Annotated in this window: 43 protein-coding genes; 40 read left to right on the top strand and 3 right to left on the bottom strand. The window is 35.5% G+C overall.

Annotated elements, in window-relative coordinates; genetic code table 11:
• Positions 1-59 precede the first annotated feature (59 nt).
• The 6 genes from IFU39_RS16450 (at position 60) to IFU39_RS16425 (ending at position 3996) form a co-directional block, all read left to right on the top strand.
• Positions 60-1007: a hypothetical protein gene (locus tag IFU39_RS16450; RefSeq protein ID WP_192133763.1), complete on the top strand. Its 948-nt coding sequence runs from the start codon at positions 60-62 to the stop codon at positions 1005-1007.
• Positions 1008-1101: 94 nt separating this feature from the next.
• The gene (locus tag IFU39_RS16445) at positions 1102-2091 is read left to right on the top strand and encodes an ATP-binding protein (RefSeq protein WP_192133761.1); all 990 of its coding nucleotides are present in this window, start codon (positions 1102-1104) and stop codon (positions 2089-2091) included.
• A gap of 47 nt (positions 2092-2138) precedes the next feature.
• Positions 2139-2702, top strand: a complete 564-nt coding sequence (locus IFU39_RS16440; RefSeq protein ID WP_192133759.1) for a 3D domain-containing protein — start codon at positions 2139-2141, stop codon at positions 2700-2702.
• Between the two features lie 16 nt (positions 2703-2718).
• Positions 2719-3063: a dATP/dGTP diphosphohydrolase domain-containing protein gene (locus tag IFU39_RS16435; RefSeq protein ID WP_192133757.1), complete on the top strand. Its 345-nt coding sequence runs from the start codon at positions 2719-2721 to the stop codon at positions 3061-3063.
• A 215-nt stretch (positions 3064-3278) separates the two neighbouring features.
• Entirely contained in the window at positions 3279-3662 is a 384-nt protein-coding gene (locus IFU39_RS16430) for a hypothetical protein (RefSeq protein WP_192133755.1), read from the top strand.
• Positions 3634-3996 (top strand): hypothetical protein, encoded by a 363-nt coding sequence (locus IFU39_RS16425; RefSeq protein WP_192133753.1) that lies wholly within the window; start codon positions 3634-3636, stop codon positions 3994-3996. The genes IFU39_RS16430 and IFU39_RS16425 overlap by 29 nt, the downstream gene beginning before the upstream one ends.
• 63 nt (positions 3997-4059) lie before the next feature.
• Here IFU39_RS16425 and IFU39_RS16420 read toward each other — a convergent pair whose 3' ends face one another.
• Positions 4060-4551: a hypothetical protein gene (locus tag IFU39_RS16420; protein ID WP_192133751.1), complete on the bottom strand. Its 492-nt coding sequence runs from the start codon at positions 4549-4551 to the stop codon at positions 4060-4062.
• A gap of 96 nt (positions 4552-4647) precedes the next feature.
• Here IFU39_RS16420 and IFU39_RS16415 point away from each other — a divergent pair, with 96 nt between their 5' ends.
• The 14 genes from IFU39_RS16415 (at position 4648) to IFU39_RS16350 (ending at position 10731) form a co-directional block, all read left to right on the top strand.
• Positions 4648-4983 carry a hypothetical protein gene (locus IFU39_RS16415; protein WP_192133749.1) on the top strand — a complete coding sequence of 112 codons (336 nt, stop codon included), beginning with the start codon at positions 4648-4650 and terminating at the stop codon, positions 4981-4983.
• A gap of 244 nt (positions 4984-5227) precedes the next feature.
• Positions 5228-5479, top strand: a complete 252-nt coding sequence (locus IFU39_RS16410; RefSeq protein ID WP_192133747.1) for a hypothetical protein — start codon at positions 5228-5230, stop codon at positions 5477-5479.
• 32 nt (positions 5480-5511) lie between these two features.
• Positions 5512-5694, top strand: a complete 183-nt coding sequence (locus tag IFU39_RS16405) for a hypothetical protein (protein WP_192133745.1) — start codon at positions 5512-5514, stop codon at positions 5692-5694.
• A 3-nt stretch (positions 5695-5697) separates the two neighbouring features.
• Positions 5698-6234 (top strand): hypothetical protein, encoded by a 537-nt coding sequence (locus IFU39_RS16400; RefSeq protein WP_192133744.1) that lies wholly within the window; start codon positions 5698-5700, stop codon positions 6232-6234.
• 19 nt (positions 6235-6253) lie between these two features.
• Complete coding sequence (locus tag IFU39_RS16395; RefSeq protein ID WP_192133742.1) at positions 6254-6532, top strand: hypothetical protein; 279 nt, start codon at positions 6254-6256, stop codon at positions 6530-6532.
• A 31-nt stretch (positions 6533-6563) separates the two neighbouring features.
• The gene (locus tag IFU39_RS16390; protein ID WP_192133740.1) at positions 6564-7112 is read left to right on the top strand and encodes an HNH endonuclease; all 549 of its coding nucleotides are present in this window, start codon (positions 6564-6566) and stop codon (positions 7110-7112) included.
• Between the two features lie 173 nt (positions 7113-7285).
• Positions 7286-7453, top strand: a complete 168-nt coding sequence (locus IFU39_RS16385) for a hypothetical protein (protein WP_192133738.1) — start codon at positions 7286-7288, stop codon at positions 7451-7453.
• Between the two features lie 280 nt (positions 7454-7733).
• Positions 7734-8102, top strand: a complete 369-nt coding sequence (locus IFU39_RS16380; RefSeq protein WP_192133736.1) for a hypothetical protein — start codon at positions 7734-7736, stop codon at positions 8100-8102.
• Positions 8103-8130: 28 nt separating this feature from the next.
• Complete coding sequence (locus IFU39_RS16375; protein WP_192133734.1) at positions 8131-8748, top strand: hypothetical protein; 618 nt, start codon at positions 8131-8133, stop codon at positions 8746-8748.
• A gap of 66 nt (positions 8749-8814) precedes the next feature.
• Entirely contained in the window at positions 8815-9504 is a 690-nt protein-coding gene (locus tag IFU39_RS16370) for a hypothetical protein (RefSeq protein ID WP_244661011.1), read from the top strand.
• Positions 9505-9519: 15 nt separating this feature from the next.
• Complete coding sequence (locus IFU39_RS16365) at positions 9520-9780, top strand: hypothetical protein (protein ID WP_192133732.1); 261 nt, start codon at positions 9520-9522, stop codon at positions 9778-9780.
• A 38-nt stretch (positions 9781-9818) separates the two neighbouring features.
• The gene (locus tag IFU39_RS16360) at positions 9819-10064 is read left to right on the top strand and encodes a hypothetical protein (RefSeq protein ID WP_192133730.1); all 246 of its coding nucleotides are present in this window, start codon (positions 9819-9821) and stop codon (positions 10062-10064) included.
• 37 nt (positions 10065-10101) lie between these two features.
• Positions 10102-10434 carry a hypothetical protein gene (locus IFU39_RS16355; protein WP_192133728.1) on the top strand — a complete coding sequence of 111 codons (333 nt, stop codon included), beginning with the start codon at positions 10102-10104 and terminating at the stop codon, positions 10432-10434.
• A 21-nt stretch (positions 10435-10455) separates the two neighbouring features.
• Positions 10456-10731, top strand: a complete 276-nt coding sequence (locus IFU39_RS16350; protein WP_192133726.1) for a hypothetical protein — start codon at positions 10456-10458, stop codon at positions 10729-10731.
• Positions 10732-10765: 34 nt separating this feature from the next.
• Here IFU39_RS16350 and IFU39_RS16345 read toward each other — a convergent pair whose 3' ends face one another.
• Entirely contained in the window at positions 10766-11047 is a 282-nt protein-coding gene (locus tag IFU39_RS16345; protein ID WP_192133724.1) for a hypothetical protein, read from the bottom strand.
• A 100-nt stretch (positions 11048-11147) separates the two neighbouring features.
• On the opposite strand from IFU39_RS16345, the gene IFU39_RS16340 reads away from it, so the two are divergent.
• The 19 genes from IFU39_RS16340 to IFU39_RS16250 all read left to right on the top strand — a co-directional run bounded on the left by IFU39_RS16340 (position 11148) and on the right by IFU39_RS16250 (position 17885).
• On the top strand, positions 11148-11357 hold the full coding sequence (locus tag IFU39_RS16340) for a hypothetical protein (protein ID WP_192133722.1): 210 nt from the start codon (positions 11148-11150) through the stop codon (positions 11355-11357).
• An 11-nt stretch (positions 11358-11368) separates the two neighbouring features.
• Positions 11369-11605 carry a hypothetical protein gene (locus tag IFU39_RS16335; RefSeq protein WP_192133720.1) on the top strand — a complete coding sequence of 79 codons (237 nt, stop codon included), beginning with the start codon at positions 11369-11371 and terminating at the stop codon, positions 11603-11605.
• Positions 11606-11624: 19 nt separating this feature from the next.
• A complete protein-coding gene (locus tag IFU39_RS16330) occupies positions 11625-11969 on the top strand; it encodes a hypothetical protein (protein WP_192133717.1) in 345 nt (114 codons plus the stop codon).
• A 41-nt stretch (positions 11970-12010) separates the two neighbouring features.
• On the top strand, positions 12011-12421 hold the full coding sequence (locus IFU39_RS16325; protein ID WP_192133715.1) for a hypothetical protein: 411 nt from the start codon (positions 12011-12013) through the stop codon (positions 12419-12421).
• Positions 12422-12474: 53 nt separating this feature from the next.
• Entirely contained in the window at positions 12475-12723 is a 249-nt protein-coding gene (locus IFU39_RS16320; RefSeq protein WP_206759564.1) for a hypothetical protein, read from the top strand.
• 48 nt (positions 12724-12771) lie between these two features.
• Positions 12772-13284 (top strand): siphovirus Gp157 family protein, encoded by a 513-nt coding sequence (locus IFU39_RS16315; RefSeq protein WP_192133711.1) that lies wholly within the window; start codon positions 12772-12774, stop codon positions 13282-13284.
• A gap of 296 nt (positions 13285-13580) precedes the next feature.
• Positions 13581-13775 (top strand): hypothetical protein, encoded by a 195-nt coding sequence (locus IFU39_RS16310; protein ID WP_192133710.1) that lies wholly within the window; start codon positions 13581-13583, stop codon positions 13773-13775.
• A 5-nt stretch (positions 13776-13780) separates the two neighbouring features.
• Positions 13781-13951 (top strand): hypothetical protein, encoded by a 171-nt coding sequence (locus IFU39_RS16305; RefSeq protein WP_192133708.1) that lies wholly within the window; start codon positions 13781-13783, stop codon positions 13949-13951.
• Positions 13952-13977: 26 nt separating this feature from the next.
• Entirely contained in the window at positions 13978-14193 is a 216-nt protein-coding gene (locus tag IFU39_RS16300; RefSeq protein WP_192133705.1) for a hypothetical protein, read from the top strand.
• Entirely contained in the window at positions 14174-14398 is a 225-nt protein-coding gene (locus IFU39_RS16295; protein WP_192133703.1) for a hypothetical protein, read from the top strand. Before IFU39_RS16300 ends, IFU39_RS16295 begins: the two co-directional genes overlap by 20 nt.
• A complete protein-coding gene (locus IFU39_RS16290; RefSeq protein WP_192133701.1) occupies positions 14395-14844 on the top strand; it encodes a macro domain-containing protein in 450 nt (149 codons plus the stop codon). Before IFU39_RS16295 ends, IFU39_RS16290 begins: the two co-directional genes overlap by 4 nt.
• Before the next feature lie 11 nt (positions 14845-14855).
• On the top strand, positions 14856-15119 hold the full coding sequence (locus IFU39_RS16285; RefSeq protein WP_192133699.1) for a hypothetical protein: 264 nt from the start codon (positions 14856-14858) through the stop codon (positions 15117-15119).
• A gap of 45 nt (positions 15120-15164) precedes the next feature.
• On the top strand, positions 15165-15350 hold the full coding sequence (locus tag IFU39_RS16280) for a hypothetical protein (protein ID WP_192133697.1): 186 nt from the start codon (positions 15165-15167) through the stop codon (positions 15348-15350).
• A 54-nt stretch (positions 15351-15404) separates the two neighbouring features.
• Positions 15405-15635: a hypothetical protein gene (locus IFU39_RS16275; protein ID WP_192133695.1), complete on the top strand. Its 231-nt coding sequence runs from the start codon at positions 15405-15407 to the stop codon at positions 15633-15635.
• The gene (locus tag IFU39_RS16270) at positions 15610-16200 is read left to right on the top strand and encodes a hypothetical protein (protein ID WP_192133693.1); all 591 of its coding nucleotides are present in this window, start codon (positions 15610-15612) and stop codon (positions 16198-16200) included. The genes IFU39_RS16275 and IFU39_RS16270 overlap by 26 nt, the downstream gene beginning before the upstream one ends.
• The gene (locus tag IFU39_RS16265; protein WP_192133691.1) at positions 16193-16396 is read left to right on the top strand and encodes a hypothetical protein; all 204 of its coding nucleotides are present in this window, start codon (positions 16193-16195) and stop codon (positions 16394-16396) included. The genes IFU39_RS16270 and IFU39_RS16265 overlap by 8 nt, the downstream gene beginning before the upstream one ends.
• An 87-nt stretch (positions 16397-16483) precedes the next feature.
• Entirely contained in the window at positions 16484-16768 is a 285-nt protein-coding gene (locus IFU39_RS16260) for a hypothetical protein (protein WP_192133689.1), read from the top strand.
• Between the two features lie 35 nt (positions 16769-16803).
• Entirely contained in the window at positions 16804-16974 is a 171-nt protein-coding gene (locus tag IFU39_RS16255; RefSeq protein WP_192133687.1) for a hypothetical protein, read from the top strand.
• A gap of 215 nt (positions 16975-17189) precedes the next feature.
• Positions 17190-17885, top strand: coding sequence for an SLOG family protein (locus IFU39_RS16250; RefSeq protein ID WP_244661010.1), 696 nt, complete (start codon positions 17190-17192; stop codon positions 17883-17885).
• A gap of 41 nt (positions 17886-17926) precedes the next feature.
• Here the strand turns inward: IFU39_RS16250 and IFU39_RS16245 are convergent, their stop codons facing one another.
• Complete coding sequence (locus IFU39_RS16245; protein WP_192133685.1) at positions 17927-18430, bottom strand: stalk domain-containing protein; 504 nt, start codon at positions 18428-18430, stop codon at positions 17927-17929.
• Positions 18431-18589: 159 nt separating this feature from the next.
• Here IFU39_RS16245 and IFU39_RS16240 point away from each other — a divergent pair.
• The coding region (locus IFU39_RS16240) for a Y-family DNA polymerase (RefSeq protein ID WP_446740344.1) at positions 18590-18965 on the top strand (376 nt) is incomplete at its 3' end.

Genomic DNA, 18965 nt, shown 5'->3' with positions numbered 1-18965 from the left:
TCACGGTGGAATGATTATATTAAACAATAAAATAATACATATTAGGAGAGATTAATTTAATGACAAACGAAAAACAACTTCAAGAAGCAGAAAACAAGGTACATATCGAAGGAACAATTGTAGAAGTAAAGATTGAGGAAGATACTCTCCCCGATGGTCGAGAAATTATTAAGGGAGATATCGAAATTCAAGTTGATGAAGATTCGATTCATACTGTCAGCATGTTTTCTATGAAACTAAAACAAGATAAAACTATCAGCGGTATTTATAAAGGCATTCTGACGATTATGAATGAATATAAGCCGGGTGATAAGGTTAGAATCACTCAGGGCAATGTTCGTCTTAATGAATATATTGGTCAAGACGGAACCCTTAAATCATACCCTCAAATTAATAGCAACTTCGTTAACCGTGTTAAAGATTCAGATGTATTTGAACCAAAAGCGACCTTCGCGTTCGAGATGGTAGTGGCGAATGTTAAAGAAGAGATTAAAAATGAGGAAGAAACTGGCCGAGCAATCATCAGAGGTTATATTCCAATTTACGGCGGGGAAGTTATTCCTTTCGAGACAGTTGTGGCTGATCCAAACGCTGTAAATTATGTGACTTCAAACTATGAAAAAGGACAGACAGTATCCTTACATGGTGACATTGTCAATCAAACGATTGTTACACGGCGAGAAATCGAAGTAGGCTTTGGAGACCCACAAGAGAAAATTGATCGCAAAACGGTTCGTGAGTATGTTGTAAAAGGTGGATCTGCCCCTTATGAAGAGGATGACAAGAATGCATTTGATCCTCAACTTGTAGGCAAGGCATTGAAAGCAAGAGAGGCTAAGATTGAAGCAATGAAAGAGAAGAAGAAAGCTAAAGAAGGTGGAGCTGGGTCGAAAAATGATGGTGGTTTTGGAGCATCTAAGCCTAAAGATCCATTCAGTGATAATTCAGATCCGTTTTCTGACAATGGTAAGCCAATCGACATTTCCGATGACGATCTTCCGTTTTAAATAATACATATATAAATTATGGCGGTTTGTAATCATCAAGCCGCCTCAATAAATAGTTAAACATACTAACATAATAGGGAGAGATTTTATACATATGTCAACACTCGATATTTTTAATCCACCAGTTTCCAAAGTAGCAAAAGGTCTTGAAGGAAAAATCATTACTATCTATGGTAGCAATAACTTGGGTAAAACAAAGCAAGCGACACGATTTAAAAAGCCTTATTACCTTGGATTCGAAAAAGGGTTGAATGCAATTGCTGGTGTTCCATTTGCCGCAATTAACAATTGGAGCGATTTTAAGAAGGTAAATAAACAACTTACACATAAATCTACTGTTGCTAAAGCAAGAGAGTATTATCAAACTATTATCTTCGATGAGGTAGAAGCATCTGCTCGATATTGCTCTAAGTTCATTTGTGATAAGTATGAGGCAGATACAATTGCATCTGGTCGAGATGGATTTGGCCTTTGGAAAGAGTACGAAACGGCATATTGGGAAGAAATTGATAAGCTTATTGGTGCAGGATTCACAGTTGTATTTATTGCTCACCAAACCGAAGACAAAGAAGGCAAGATCTGGCCTAAAGGCGACAAGCGCGCGCTGTCACCAGTAATTGATAATAGTGATATCGTGGTTTATGTTCGCTCCAATGGTACGGATGAAAAGAATCAAGTTATTAAGTCATCTGCATTCATGGCAGAAACAGACAAGTTCTTTGCACGTAGCCGTTTTGACTACATTCAGACTGGACTTCAGGAATTCACAGCAGAAGCATTGGAAGAGGCTATTGTTAGAGCGATTGAGAAGCAAGAAGAGATTGAGGGCATTACTGCTGTTACATATGATGAGCAAAAGGAAACTTTGGCTGGTGAAGAGTTAGAGTTCGATAAACTTAAAGCTAAAATCATCGAGTATGGTAAAAAACTCCACGCAAATGACAAAGGTGCAATTGTTAATGAGATTATTGAAAACAATCTTGGCAAGGACAAAAAAGTTACTGACTTTGTGAAGTCTCAAGTAGAAGTAATGGCAGTTGTACTAGATGAACTTAAAGATGAAGTAGAAAAGCTTGAGGGTTAATACATAGAGTTCATGAAAGACAGAATTTATCAAGATTTATAAACAATATGGCCTCACTTGAAATAGTGGGGCTTTATTATAAACAAAATCAGGAAGGTGATACGTTGGAAGTACTCCTATCTCTATTGTTGGCACTGTCCATTGGTCAGGCAGGATTAGAAAGTGCCAATCAAGCACGAGAAGCGAAAAACACGACTAAGATTGAGAGTGTTAAAGTTGAGAAGTCGGTTGAGTCTAAAAAAGTTGTTCATAAGGAAGTCAAGCAAGTTAAAGCAACAGTTAGCAAGAAGAGTAATGAAGAATATAAATGGATGTATTTTGAGATTTCTGCGTACACGAACGGAAAAGAGTCCACAGGTAAAGTAAAAGGTGACAAGAACTATGGCATTACAGCTTCAGGGGCTCACACAAAAGAAGGGGTTACAGTGAGTGCAGATCCAAGAGTGCTGCCAATGGGGACTAAGATTTACATAGAAGGTGTAGGAGAACGCATTGTTCAAGATACTGGATCGGCAATCAAAGGTAAAAAATTAGATTTGTTTATTGAAGACTTAGAGGCAGCTTTAGAGTTTGGAAGAAAAAAGAATGTGAAAGTAAGGATTATTGATTAGTAGAGGATGAATACATATGAATGAAGTTGTCAAAGGAGTAGGGAAAGACGCTCCAACAGTTACCAATGAACTTGGCGGGAAGCAGTCTCAAGTACTGTATCGATTCGACTTGCTCAATCCAGCAGCAATGTTTGAAATGACAAAAGTCTTAAAGCATGGAGCAGATAAATATGGTGCAGATAATTGGATGAACATTGAAGTAAGAGATCACATCAATCACATGTTGATTCATGCATATGCTTATTTGGCTGGAGATACCTCTGATGAGCATCTGTCACATATTATGTGTCGTGCAATGTTCGCGCAAGCTGTAGAACTGAAAAATCAGCAATATCAGAAAGACAGAGTAGTTTGTGAATAGGCTTAAAACAGTAAAGTACATAAGTGAAACCTCTGTAGATGAGATGGTCAAACAGATCGTCTCTAAACAGAGTGATATAGATAAAGTTATCGAATCAGCAAAAGCAAGTAGGACGGAATATGGTCTTAAGGTACAGAAGTTAATTGAGCGTTTAGAATCACAGTAAAAGCTGTATTTCATCGGAAATATGAATTCATATAACAAGGAGAGATCGAATGAGTAAATTAAAAGAAATCATCAAAAAAATAGCAAATAAATTTAGTACACCAGTTAAACCGTTGGCGGCGGAAGTGTTTGAAGATGAGAAAACTATGAAGATTGGTAAGGATAGTATCGAGTTGGGAAACTTTAAAATTCACTCGAATGGCGATGTTCACATTGCTTCAGATAAGGGAATCAATTTGACAGTAGGTAATCCAAGTTCGATCGTAGAAGCTGAGATGATTGAAGCGCCATTTAGCCCAAAATGGATCAAAAAAGAGATTGTAAAATATCCTGATTTGAATAGACGCATGAAGAAAACAAAAAACAAAAGAATCAAAAAGAAAATTCAGAAGCGGATTGATGGATATGGAAAAAATACAATCACACGCAATTAAAGATATCTGGAGAGTCAGAGAAGGTTTGCTACTAGAAGTACATAAGTTTAAAACACTTGGTCATTGCTGGATCAGATCAAAGAAAAGCGTTAAGCAAATTAGAGGATGTAAAGGTCTAACTGAACTTAAAGAAGATTATTGTGACAGCTACACTAAAAAGACATTTCCAAAAGGTACGTTGATATACAACACTGTTCCAGTTGAACCAGAGACGAACAAGGACAACTTCAAGTTTGAGATTAAATCAAGCGGCGGTTCAATTTTTGGGAAGAACACTGAAGAAATTAAAAAGATATTGAACGACATTGAGAAGGCAATAAATACATATGAGTAGATTGTCAGTCCTTAGAAGTTTTAATCAAATAAAGATTTCTAAGGAAATAAACAAGACAATTTTTCATTGACTTGTTGGTGTCTCTTGAAAAATTGTCTTGTTGTAAAGATCTTCTCTTTTTATAAGTATCACTTCAGTGTAGTAATTTGGGCTTTTGCTAAGTATTATTTCTCCAGAAGATGTGCTTTTGAGAATGTAATATTTTTTGTCTTCAAATTTTAAGTAGTAATTATACATTCTCTTAACTATGAGAGGGTAGAGCAATAGTGTGAAAATGAATATCCCGAGTAGCAGATTTATACATAAAAAAATAATGCCCTCTTTCCAGTCTGATGAGCCTTTAATAATAAAAAGCCAGCTGCTAGTTCCAATTGCATTTATAAGAGTTATATATGTAATAATAAGAACTCCTCTAGTTATTTTTTGAGAGTCGTTCATAAGTGCTTTTTCCAATGATGAAGATCTTACCATGGCAACAGATTTAATAAGCAGTCCGAGTAAAGCTATTACCGAAGTTGCCCCTAGTAGGGATAGTAAAGTTGTAAATTGATCCACAAGACATCTCCTCTCTATACATAACAATTATATCTGAAAGATGATTACAGTGGAAGGTTGATGAAATTGATATTTCATATAGAAAGGAGAGATGACATGAGTATGAATGCCACACATGTTAACACGATGATATTTTCAGATGATCAATTAAAGGCAGAAGCGAAGATGAATGAGTTAGTCAGTTTCTTGCCAGAGAGATCTATTATCAAGAGGACGAAAGATCATGTCAAAACCACAATTGGTACGTACAGAGCTAAGAAATATACTGAAGGATGTAGAGGGTATAGATATCAGACAGTTTATATCGACAAGTCTTTGTCTGTATCTTCTGATGTGGTCAATTCCATTTTAATGAAGTTAAGATCACCAGACTTTTATGGAGAACCAAAGAATGATAATTATAACTGGAAAGATCATGTACATTTCTTTTGATAAAACGATAAGGGTGAGAAAATGATGAACAAAATTGTAGTCCGAGAATATTACTATAGCTGTTCAGATGGTTGCTGTGGTGAATGGGGGACGGAGTTAATTGTTAATGAAGGGTTGGTTGGTACATATACAGATGTTGACATGGATGTAGTAAGAAATTGATTAGAGGCATTAGATGTGAAGTTTGAACTTGAATACATATATGACCATCAAGACTAAGAGCAGAAAAAAAGGGGGGACGCAAATGGAACAAACGACTGTTGGGTACTTTCTAGCAAGCAAACTTAAGGAGTTACACAAGAAACGAGACGACATTTCTGAAGAAATTGACGATGTAGTTGCTGATTTGTGTGGTGCCGAGATTAAATATGGCGATCATCATTACTGCATGATTGATCATATTTTTGAAGAAGAGGTAAACCTGTATTGCGAAAGTGAAGATGGAGAGCAGTACGAAGAATCTATTACTTTGGATGAATTAATCAAGTGTCTATAAAATCGATCTTTGACTGAGAAGTGAGGTTAGAAATGGCAGAGGAACATTTTAAAGAAATCATAGATACCTTAGAAAAGGGAATGAATTATACTTTTAGCAAGGAAGAACTGGATTTCATGCGAGAGATACATTTATCAGGATTCATTAGTGGACGACTTGAGGCAACAAAAGAGATAAAAGATGAAATGGTCGCATTTTACAGTGAGAGAGGTTAGTAAATGAACGAAGATTTAAAATTTCTTAAAGAATTACAAGCCGAATTGAATACTCAAGAGAATGACTGTCAGGCAGCACCACGTTTCTGGACGATTATGGATTATAAAAAGTCACCCGGAAATGAAGATTATGATAGTGGAGAACTACAGTATTACTTTAACGATGGCGATCATGTAGTATTTGAAGACTTTAATCACCTAAAAGAGTTCATTGAGGAACACTATGAGGAAGACATAGATGATGAGTTGAGATGGCATTTAAACAATGAAGATATTGAATTTCTCTGGCAATACATAACAAACAATTTGAATGATGATGGATATTTTGATTCGGTATTTGTGAAAGAAGAAGATTTTATTGCTCCAAATACAATGTTTCTGACTAAAGCAGAAGCAAAACGACATCTTGAGTTAAACCATTACCGTTACACAAGTAAGGCACATACATATGCAATGACAGCGTGGAGAGCTCCGAAAGTAGAGAGATTATTGAAGATTTTGAGTGAACTAGATTTTGATTCTTTAGCCCAAGAGAATTGAAAGAGGAGCGACCTATACAGTGGTGAAAGTAATAGAGACAAACTTATCTATGGTAGATGATCAAATTCATGATTTTCAATCTAGAGTGATCGAAGTGTCTAGCTGGGAAGATTTTAGAAATGAGTTTTTAGAAAACGTATCCGTTACACGAAAAGCTTCTGTAGGCAGCATGTTTGGAATAACAATTCCTCATGGCGCTGTAATCGAAAATTTAGAATATAGCGACAATACACTCAAATGTGATATTTATAGTTATTCTGACGTACATACTAAAAAGATCTGTTATTTAATTCAATAAAACAGCATTGGATCGAGAAAAGGAGTATTAATTGAAAGAAATAAAATTGAAAAATAGTTATCGTATAGAAGGAAATGATCTAATATTAATTTTGGATAGAAGAAACAATGCTCCATTAGAAACTATTGTAGATTTAGATATTATACATAAGTTAAAAGAATCTGATTTAAAATTTTCAGCTAAGTGGGATAGTCATACGGGAGGATACTATGTTCAAGCTTGTAAGTATCTCGGCGTGATCGAAAAGAAAAAATATAAATATAAGACGGTTTACTTGCATAAGTTTGTTCTTGGGTACGAAGGTAAACATAAAGTAGATCATATCGACCACAATACTCTGAACAACAGAAGAGAAAATCTACGAATACTTGAAAGCAGAAAGAATTCACTAAATCGTAACGGAGCAAACAAGAATAGCAAGACTGGAGTTAGGAATGTTTGCTTCAATAAATCAATGGGCTTGTTTCAGGTGCAGTTTCAAGTAAACGGGAAAAACACAACCTTTGGATTCTTTAGTTCTCTGCAAGAAGCAAAAGTATTTGCCGAGAAAACAAGAGACAATATATATAAAATAGATTAATTAAGAAGGGTGAGATGTAATATTGAATGATAATTGCATTAAATGTGATGGAGAAATCTATGAATCAGAATCTCTAAGTAGATGTTTGAGATGCAGAAAAGCAACGGCAAGAGAGGTTTCCGGGGAAGATTACTTTAGTTCTAAAAATAATATTATTTCAAAGGAGGAACAAAGTGAATTGGTTTAAAGATATTCCTGTTTTCAAATGGGACGATCTAGACGGTAAAACTTTGTTTATTCGTGTAGAAGAGTCTGAAGGTGCAAAGATTATAGCTGGTTATGATCCAGTGGATGGAAAAATGTATGTACTAGCAGAAGAGTTTAATAAAGGAGAGATGTAAACTGTCATACACAGCAGAAGAAAGAGAAACAGTAATTACTTCAAACGATGAAACTAAACTTTGGGATGTATTTACACTACAGCAGACTGTCATTACAAAACTTCGTAAGGCAGGAGCAGAGCCATACAAAATAGATTCTGATGGAGCTCATTATTACAAAGGCCTCAAGTTTAGCCAAGTGTCATTTAGATCTGGTAAAGAACGTGTAATGAGCGATGAGCAAAGACAGGCAGCCAGCGAAAGATTTAAGAAAATGCATGAAGAAAAGAAATCAGAATAGATGAATAGAGAAACAAAAGAACGAACAGAGACACAAAGAGATAAGATCGTTGCAGCCCTGAGACGTGCTGGGGAATCAGGAGTAACCAATGTAGATCTAAACAAGATTGCTCTAAGGTATAATGCACGTATTCAGGAGTTGTATGTACGTGGATATAAAATACATAGTGAAGAATTAGATGGTGGAGTTACTAGATACATATTGATTTCAGAACCAACAGAGCCATTCAAGAAGCCAAATAAGGCAGTTGATATTTTGATTGGTGATATAGAGAGTAAATTTAATGGAAACATTAGCGCGCGCGAATTGAACGATTATTTAGATACACAAGGTTTCACAGTTAGGCGTAAAGTCGGATCGTATTGTTAAACAATAAAATAATACTTGGAGTGATTAAATGACAGTTAAAGATCAATTCATTAGAGATCTGATTGATGAACTCAATGAGGAAAGTTCTGGGTGTGCGAACCGAAAGCCTTTAGATATCGCTTTTATGGTATCAGTTGTGGATCAACAGTTAGAAGATTGTGCAGAGTTTATCGAAGACATTACTAAGCATGGTTACCATATTAACGGATATGATTTTGACGATAGCGAGGGATACACAAACGGCAAAATTAGAGTTTTAATTGAAAAGCCAGAAGAAGAACGAGGAAGCGACATGATGCATGATGCCTACTTTAACTACTGCTATTGTATTGAATTTGGTTTTGATGAGCGATATTGGGGATATTGTAGTTGTGAGCCTGCACACAATGGGTATGACGAGAAGCGCAAGTGTTGTGGCAATGGTTGCGATTGGACAGCTCCTAGTTTTCACATCAGTAAGTCTATTTCATTGGGTGGTGGAGTATGGAATGGAGTAGAACGTGATTATTGGGAATATGAGAAAAAGTTTAATGAGAATCAAAATAATAAAAATACATATGTTGAAGAAATGAAAAGGAAACAAGAGATCGAGGCGCTCGAAGCATCTATCAGAGACGCACAGAATCGTTTAAGCGAACTTAAATAGAATGTTAATGAAATGAGAATAACATTTAGAAATGGAGATGAGTTATTGAACGTAATTAAGCGGTTGTTGTTAAAGAGTAACTTATTTAGAAAGACAATACATAGAAGTAGCGAAGAAATACATAAGCAAAAACTGAACGACATTAGCAAACACCTAAGAGAAGTTAAAAATGAATTAATCAAGCTACTGCCAACTCAGATGTGGCAACGGTTTGAGAATGAAGCATATATCTCAGGTGGATGTATCTATAGCCTGTATCACGACAAGCAGCCAAAGGATTACGATTTCTTCTTGGAAAATGATTCGCTTGTTGATGAACTCAGAGAATACTTTATTGATCATGCTGGATACCATGGAAGTGACATAAGTGGTGGAACATACAATGACCTATCTTTGATTATCACAAACAATGCGATCTCCGTTGGTAAGTATCAAATTATTACTCAATGGGTGGGAGAACCACAAGAAGTTATTGATCAATTCGATTTCAGGCACAATCAATTCTACTGGAAGAGTAAGCGAGTGTATACGTTGAGTGATTGGTCGTACCTGAAGGGGAATGCATTGGTTTATAACGAGCAAAGAGCAAGAGATATTGTAGGGACTATTGTGAGAGTACCACGCTTCATTCAACGCGGGATGACGATTACTCAGAAAGAAATGAGCAAAGTATTGTTGAGACTGAATAGTGTAGGATTTACCGAAAAGGAAATTGAGATTTTAGAGAATAATAAACTGGATCGATTTGGATCATAGAGGAGAATGATAATGATGGCAAAAGAGTTAATTTGGTCAGAAGATAGTGATTATGTATATGGGCATAGTAGCAGCTTTAATAGTAAAGAAGAATTTGAAGAAGAAGTAAAGAAACAATATGAAGACGGAGAATGCGAAGTCACAAATATTTTAGTTCAACCCTGTATTACTTCCGAAAAACCAATTTATTCGGATTATTTAATTCCACTAGCCTCTGTGTATGCATCGATTGAAAATTATTATACAGCGGAAGTCTCACACGTCTTTGAAGATTAAGTGATATCGTGATTTTATATAGAGAGGAGGGTGATTGAATGTCTAATAAGCAATATTTAGATCAAGAAGGACTCCAACTTAAAATAAATAGTACCAACGGGGACTTGCTGCAATTAATTTGGAATCATGACAATGTTGAGAATGCGATGAAACATGGGAGAGACGATGAGTTTTATGTAACAATCAAAGACAGTTCGCGGTTTTGTGGGATCGATTTTTCTCTTGCTGATGCAATTGTTTTAAGAGATACACTTGATCATATGATTAAAAAGTTAAGCAGATAAAATCGCAATTTCACTTAGAAATGTGGGAGGGTAAGATATGAAGATAAATGTTCTGGTTTTACCTCATATTGAAAATGCTTTGGCTGTTAAATTAACCCAAATTCAAAAAGACTACTTACTAGCAGATGGTGATATCACATGGGTTGGAGGAAGAGGAAATGGGAGAACCTTTGTTCACTGTATTAGGCTTGTACTGTCTAAGGGTGAACCATTAAATATTGAATATCCTGAAAGATTCTCAGATTATGGGGATGGCTCTACGCGATATGCAAGAGGACATTATAGAACAATGTTTATGGATATATGGACTAAATTAAATGATTATGGATTTACGGTTAGGCAAATCAAAATGAGAAATTACCTAGATTGATTAGAGAGGAAAGAGTAATAGATGATAAAGATTGAGCGAAGCAAAGAGAAGAAAGAAATTAGAGGGCTACAGATGGGAGATTTGATTTTAATAGACAGTGACCCCTTTCTAGTTACACTTTGGCATGAAAATGGAGAATGCTGTTTAGTAAAACTAGAGGATGGTAACATATGGTCTGAACAATCTTTTAAGGAAAACATTAGTGAGATGGAATTAATTGAATATGTGGGTATAGCTGGAGCAAAGATCGAATGGATTAGAAAGAGTCAATATGAAATGACAATCAACATAAAATAGAAATTTGAAGTAAAAAAGCACCCCATATGGATGCTTAGAAGTTTTCATGAGTTTCAATTTTAGAGTTGGTCAGGTAATCGATGATTTTTTTATAAGGTTCGTCGTCACTTCCTTTACGTTTGGGGTCATCCAGCATGTCGAGTACATATTTTAAGAGATGGTCACTAAATTTACCGTCTGCCTTAATTCCGCATATTTCTTTAATGACATTCCAGAGACTGTCAACCGTGAGAGAGTTAAATTCATTCTCATCTATGCTACCTTTCATGTTATGTACTACAAAAAGCAATTCAGATAATACATAGCTTTTATCCATTTTACTTAGCCACCAATCAAGTTTTTATAAATAGTTTATCAATTAAGCATAAATCAAACAAGCGAATAAAAGAGGACTTTCACAGAGAAAGGGGTAAAAAATGAATCATCCAGAGCTATATGTGCTTGGACATCGAGAAAATGATGGGAAAACGTCTGTAATTACAGGCTATGTTCATATTGGTAGAAATAACAAAGTGGCGGGTTACACGTCATTGTTTTCAGCTAAGAAGGCAAAGTCATTACATAGTTGTGGAAATAAATATGATATTGCAATTTTAAGAGTAAATGATATGAAAACTGTAGGCTGAGGAGGAAATATATGAATTGCAACAATACATATTGTCTCTGGAATGCGTTTGAACAATGTTGTCCTGAGAGTGAAGAGTTGCATAATGCTGCTATTCCAAACACGTTGGATTGCCCATCGGCTATGCGCGCTGATCATCAAGAGGCGATGTGCCAGATTATTAATGAAGTGGATGAAATGATGTATGGACGTAACTTTGGGGAATTGATTGATATACATAAGTTTGTTCGAGGTCAAAGAGATGTGTAAATATGGGACGTATCGAGATGTGAGAATCATCAACAAACAAGCAAAAGATATTGTTCCTGTAGACGCATGTATTGCAAATGAAATTCAGTTTCTAAACGACTTAAATATTGTAACATTGGGTTGTTGTTGTGGTCATGGTAAAGCTGGTCAAATCGTAGAGTGGGAAAATGGCTTCGGACAATGGAGAGGATATGTAGATCCACCACATTGTCTTATTGATGAACAAAGTATAGAAGAGGTAAGAAGCTTGGGATATCGTCCTATTCCATATTGCTATGCTGATGGTATTCAAAATGAAGTATGGAAGATATATCTCAAAACCGGGTGTATTGCACAGGATGAATGTGATAGCTTCGAAGTTTAGATCAAATGTAAATTTTACTTAAACAGTAAAGGAGGAGATTTATGAAGCATGTTTATGATTATTTAGAGCAAGAGGGAAGAAAAATACTGAAGCATGGGCAATTAGATTATAAGGCGCTTATAGAACTTAAAATGATGACTACCTTTTACGAATACATAGAAATCAATACAACATATCATGACAATAAAAATGATGAAAATTTTATTTCGTGGATGGATATAGAAGGCATGGGTTATGGCTGGAGATGGGCAAGATATGAAGAAAAAGACTGGTACAAAATGATGCTTCAACTTGTTTGTGATGAATGTAGGCTTCTAACAAAAGAAATGAAATATACATATTACTTCGTATATGATTATCAAAACATACTGTGCTATCACTTTGTTGTTAAAGATGAGTATTCCCGAAGAGACAGGATCATTCAACTTTCAAATGAGGAACTGTGGGGATAATATTACTGAGGGGAAAAAGGGTGGTGAACATTATTATTATCAGAGTCAAAGAGATGGATAGCAAATCGATGGAAGAACAACTTCTCTTCTATAAACAACAGTTCGAAGAAGGAAGTTGTGTTATGTCTGGTTCAGAGCTAGGTAATGATTGGGTTATATATAACGATCAAGCATATAGTGCTGAAGCATTTGAAAGAGTCATAGCAAAAGAAAAAGCAGAATTAAATGAGCGCATTGAAAGTTTAAATAAGCAGATTAAACGGGCTGTGTCCGAATTGGATAAACTAGAAAGCGAGATCTGATGAAACATAGATTTCAAATAGAAATATACATATGAGGAGAATTATTGAATGACTAAACTTTATGAACTTGGTGAAAAGTACAGACGCTTTAATGACTTTGTAGATGCGGCATGGGATGATGAGGATATGACAGAAGATGATTTGCAAATGTACATAGAGACTCTGGAATCTATTGAAGATGAGGTCAGCGTTAAAGTTGAAAATATTGTTAAGTTCATGAAAAATATCGAAGGTGATATTGAAGCATTAAAAAATGAGGAGAAACGGCTAGAGAGAAAACGTAAATATCTTCAGAATAAACACGATGGGCTAAAAAGCTATACGCAAACCACTCTAGAGGTAAGTAAAATCGATAAGGTTAGTGCTGGAACGTTTAAGGTGAGACTTCAAGTTAATCCACCATCAATCAATATCGTTGACCCAACAAAAATTCCTGAAGCATATAAGATTAAACAAGATCCTAAAATCGATAGTAAAGCTTTGCTCAAGGATGTTAAGAATGGCTTAGAAGTTGAAGGTGCCGTTCTTGTAACAGATAAAAAGCACATTAGAATTAGTTAATTTAAATAATAAAATAACACTATACATATGTATTAGAAGGTGGTATGATAACTGTAATAAGTTGTTATACCACCTTTTTAGTTGGAGAGGAAGGATACATAAACGTGATTAAAGATGAGAAAGAAAGGGAGTCGATACCTAATAAGAAACCGATGACCCATGAGAGCAAAGACGTAGTTACAGTAAGTAAAACTAAGATTAAGCTTGAAGTGTTCGACATAATAGCAACAGTGTTTCCTGAGATTAGGAAAATGAAATAAAAGATCTGTTTTACATAGAAAAAAGGAGCGATTACTATGGGACGTTTTGATAATGTAGACATAAAATTAAATGAAAAGAGAATGATTTTACATCACTTTAGAACTATCAATGAGACTTTGTCTGAACTTAGAAGTGAAATTAAGCCCAATTTAGCCTCAATAGGAGACTACTCAGCAATCGACAGAGTAATGGAAATAGTTTCAGATAAGATTGAGTCACTTAAGGGGTAACAAAATTGAGAGAGGCATACTATATTAAAGCAGCACGAAAAGGAGAAATTGATCTCTATGAAACAGATGGAGATTTTTATGACCATGATACTCAGGATCTATTAGTAGCAACTTTCTATGATGAAGACGAAGCTGAGAAAATATTAAAGGTTTTAAATAAACATTATTCAGAGTAAAAGGCACGTTTCATAGGAGTGGTGAAGTGTTAAAGAAATGGGTTCAGGTCAATTTAATTGGCTTGTCTGTAATAATGTTCTTTTCATTGGTCGAAGCGGTAAATCCAGACGTTAGACTTCCCTTTCATCCATGGAAAATCATGCTGGTATTTAGTTTTAGTATGACGGTTGCAGTACTTGTTGTTAAAGTTCTATTAAAATATCGTAGGGAGTGGTTCGAAGATGATTATCCAAGTAGATAGACTACCTTTAGAAACAAAGTCAATCGTAGAGCAGCAAACAACAGATGTTGAAGTTGATCTGTACTGGTCTAATGGGTGCAATTCAGAAGGCGAAGATTACTATGAACTAGAAATAAACAGCATGGATTATAAAAATCACTTCCATAGTAAGAGTGGATGGGGAGAAATCCTGAATCTAGAACAAGCACTGGAGGAGTTGGATTGATAAAAGTAGTCGATGGAAATTTACTTAATGCTGCGGAGAGTATTATTGGTCATCAAACAAATACCAAAGGTGTCTGGGGATCAGGAATAGCAAAAGTAATCAAACAGAAGTATCCAGAAGCATACCCATTGTACCGGTTGGCATGTCATGAATATAGCGATAAGTTGCTGGGCCTATGTTGGACGACCAAGGTAAACGAAAAGAGAGTTGTTGCAAATTTATTCGGACAGACTACATACGGAAGAAATAAGAACATTGTACACACAGATTATGATGCATTGAGATCCGCACTTGAATCATTAAAGTTACGTGCTAAAAAGTTTGGTCATTCAGTTGCGCTTCCATATAACATTGGTTGTGGATTAGCTAACGGGGATTGGAAAGTTGTCTATGGGATTATCGGGGAAGTATTCAGTGATTATGAAGTAACACTAAATAGGTTGTGAGGGTGAGCAAAATGTATAAAAAACACTGGAACGAAGATGGCAAGAGGTACATGATGAAAGTCCATGAAGCAAGAGTTGATACAAGTAGAGTATCCGGCACGACCTATTATAAAGTCATACAAAAGATAAAGATTTGGGAGAAAAGAAAGTATTTCCTTGGTTGGAAGTGTATTTACTTAAATCAGTGGGATGAGCAGTTTGGTACGAATCTAGAAAACAAAATACATAAAAGTGTGAGAGATTGCTTTGTGGGCAATCGTCCAGATAAGATTTAAATGCATATGAAAGGTCTACTTTACTGAAAGATTGGGAGGGCAAATGTGAATATTGATATAAAAGAGCTAAAGGATCGGTTGTATGGTTGGTATTACGAAGGATACGAAAGAGGAGTCGATAGTTTTCTCTCATTGGAAGAAGCAAGAGCGCTTTATGATTGCATGGTAATTATACAAAAAGCAATTGATAGTGAACAAGAATTTATTATTGATGGTGAAAATAGACCATGAAATGCGTGTTTCACTAATATAAAAAGGTTGTGATTGTATTTGAGTAATGGTGGTATGACTGACAAAGAGTTTGAAATTGCAAATCATATAGTTGCTGCATGGAATGGATTTATTAGTCTAAAGCAAAGTCACCCTAATGATAAGTATGAATTTCATGAGGGAATACATATTCTACAGAAAACTTTAGGGATGAGAGTCTTACGTAGAGACTACCCAGACTACTGGATTGACAAAGGGGAACAAAAAGAGGAGGCAAAAAATGCAGCTATTCGAGATGAAAAATGAATATGAACAAGCAAAGATGGATTACGGGAATGTAAATAGCAAAACAGCAAAAAAGGGCATAGGCGAAGAGATGTACAAGTTAAAGCATAAGATGGACGAGGAAGAACGACGATTAAATAGTAAACTTAAAACAGCAGATATTAATGGTGTTTTCTACGAAATCCCAAAGAGCTTCAACTATGCTCCAGATAATGAACGATATACATATGAGGTTAAAGATGACTGTCTTTATCAATTTGAGAAAATGAGAAATGATCCAGATGGAAGTTTTCATTCGTATCACTACGTTTGGATTCCTCAAGCAGAAAATAAATATGCTGAATTGTGTATAAGAGTACTTGGAGGAGATAGTTACGGGGAACGATATTATTTAAGAGTTCATTATTATAAACACCCTTCAGATATGTCACCATACTTAACTAAAGATATCAGAACAGATAATAATAACTACAAGTCTCATTATGATCATGTTTTGGGGAAACTAGGTTTCAAGCATAAGAAGGACAGAAATCAAACCAATTACCTTGATTGGGCGACTAAAGAGGAGGAATGTGTGAATGTTTAAAGTTACACCAACCTACAATTTAACTTTAATTAAAGAAGTCTACAGTGCACAACAGCTTGAAAATGGACTTACACAATTTCTTTTGTTTGATGAATATACCAAAAGGTGGGTCTGGATGCCTTCGAGCGAGTATATTCCTTTAAATGATACTCGAATCAAGACGAGAAAAAATAAAAAAGTATCAGAATCGGAGTGAATTCAGATCGAAAAAATAATTGAATGGGCAGTAAATTACACAAAAAATGCTAAAAAGGTCGTTGAGGTGCTTAACTATCATCAAATCATGCCTGAGGATTCTTATAGGGCTGAAGGAAGAATTCAGGCTGTAGAAGATGTTTTAAAATTTATTCGAAATAAAGAACTAAAAGAAGATTGTAAATATTGCAGTGGTAAGCCATTCGTAGATAGAGAGCCTTTAATGAAGGCTCAATTAAGCGACTATAGTGTAACGATTAATAGTGTCAATTATTTGGAAGACAGCATTATCGGAGGATCTGCGCTCCATTCACTTTATGGTGTAGAGATAAACTACTGTCCTGTTTGTGGTAGAAATTTAAAAAGTCTGTAAAATACATATTTGATTTAAAAGGAGAGAGAGGAAAGATGAAAGAGAAATTTCAAAAGCTTTTTGATTCAATGAAGTTAAATGACAAAGTTACGGTTGAGCTGGATTTATATGAAGTTGGACGTATTCTTTCAATGGTGAAAAGTGTAGATGCTTATGAACAATCTCTAGAGGATAATATGCTAAAGAATTTCGAGAAATCGGAATAGAGATTAATATGAAATGAACATTTGATGTAGAAAGGAGATACAAATTATTCTGACAAGTTACTTTAACACAGCAGTAGGGATGGTGGGAACAATGGCACTAGTTTATCTCCCCAGCCGATTGATAAGCTTCACTAACAAATCGAAATTTTCACACAAAGCATACTTCTACGTAATGATGGTATCTTTTGTAGTAATCGCAACACTGCAAAGACTCGATGTCATTTGAAAAGGAGATGGAACACATAGTTAATTTTGCATATCTCAATTCGCCTGAAGGAAAAGAAGAGATGAACAGAAGACGTGAAGAGCGAAGAATACAGGAAGAGCTTGAGCGTAAAACTGTTTCATTTACAGGTCATCGTCCGAATAAATTGGGGAACTGTTATAGCCTTGCAGATCGTCAATCTAAATACATAAGCAGCAAGTTGAAACCAGTTTTAGAAGAACTTATTAAGAATGATGGAATTGAGCGTTTTTTGTCTGGTGGAGCAATAGGATTCGACCAGATAGCCTTTTGGACTGTGCAGGGACTAAAAAACACATTACATTCAAATATCAAGAATATTGTAGCTGTACCCTTCAAGAAACAAGCGATCAAATGGACTGATCATGAAACTCAACACTGGTATAAGAAGATGATTGATGTAGCCGATGAAGTTATTTATGTGGATGAACTATCTGATTACAAAGTCGAGGGTGTACCTCTTGGTGACTATCATGTTGCAAAGATGCAGAAACGTAATGAGTATATGGTAGATAAGAGTAGAATCATTATTTCAACTTGGGATGGCACAAAAGGTGGTACGGGTAATTGCTGTAGGTATGTGAGGAAAGTAGGTAAGACATTATACAATCTAAAACCACAGTATGATTTCGATTTAGATGTAACTTACGGATTCAATAGTTGCTGAAAGACAAGTTTTACAACAAGAAAGGGGTGGGGAAACCCACCCTATAGTTTTACCAACTTATCCTCAGGTATATCATACTTGTAGACTGCTCCATTAGTGAGCTCTACATAGTAATATCCCCAAGTGACAATGTACTCAGGATGATTTTCATATACTCTGATTATAAAATACTTCCCATCTTCGCTATAACCCTCATCCATCATTCCAAGGTTGTATTTATCTACGTCTTTCTTTATCTTTGCATATACATACTTGTACGCGTTATCCTCATTTACGATAAACTTTGGTTGTTTGCCTATAAAAAGATTGTCCCCTTTTAACGAAACGATCTCGCCAATTGCATTACTCATACTTCTAACTGGTACATATGTAGTGTTTTTGTACGTTATTGCATCAGTTGTGGACTTCTTATTGCCATCTACATAAAGACTGACTTTCTGAATTACTGCTTTAATTGGTGTAGTAGTAGCCGCAAATGCTGTTGCCCCTGTAATTGTTGATCCGATTAGAAGGCCAATGACTAATCCTTTTAATTTGTCTTTCATTGTAATGCTCCCTTGTTATGTGAAATAGATTGCTTATTGTATTATATAACTTTAATGTTTAATTGAACTACAAAAATTTCCTGTTGCATAAAGAACGTCTGTTCGGTGTATAATACTTATACAAACAAACGTTCTTATTTGATTATGGGAGTGATAATAATGGCTAAGAAAGAGCGGACAATCATGTTAATCGACATGCAGTCGTTTTATGCCAGTGTTGAAAAGGCTAAAATGCCACAATACAAAAATAAACCATTGGTAGTTGCAGGAGATCCAGCAAGACGTTCGGGAATAATACTTGCTGCATGTCCTCTAGCTAAAGCAAAAGGCGTGTCAACCGCTGAACCATTATGGCAGTCACTTCAAAAGTGTCCTGAGCTGATAATTGTGAGACCACATATGCAAGAATACATTGAAGTTTCGACCCAAATTATGTCCATTATTGAGGAGTTTACCGACTTAGTTGAGCCCTATAGTATCGACGAGCTGTTTTGTGACGTCACTGGATCTCTACATCTTTTTGGTAATGACCCGA

The organism is Paenibacillus sp. CFBP 13594 (assembly GCF_014842675.1).
Lineage (GTDB): Bacteria > Bacillota > Bacilli > Paenibacillales > Paenibacillaceae > Paenibacillus > Paenibacillus amylolyticus_B.
This window is presented reverse-complemented; position numbering and strand designations above follow the sequence as displayed.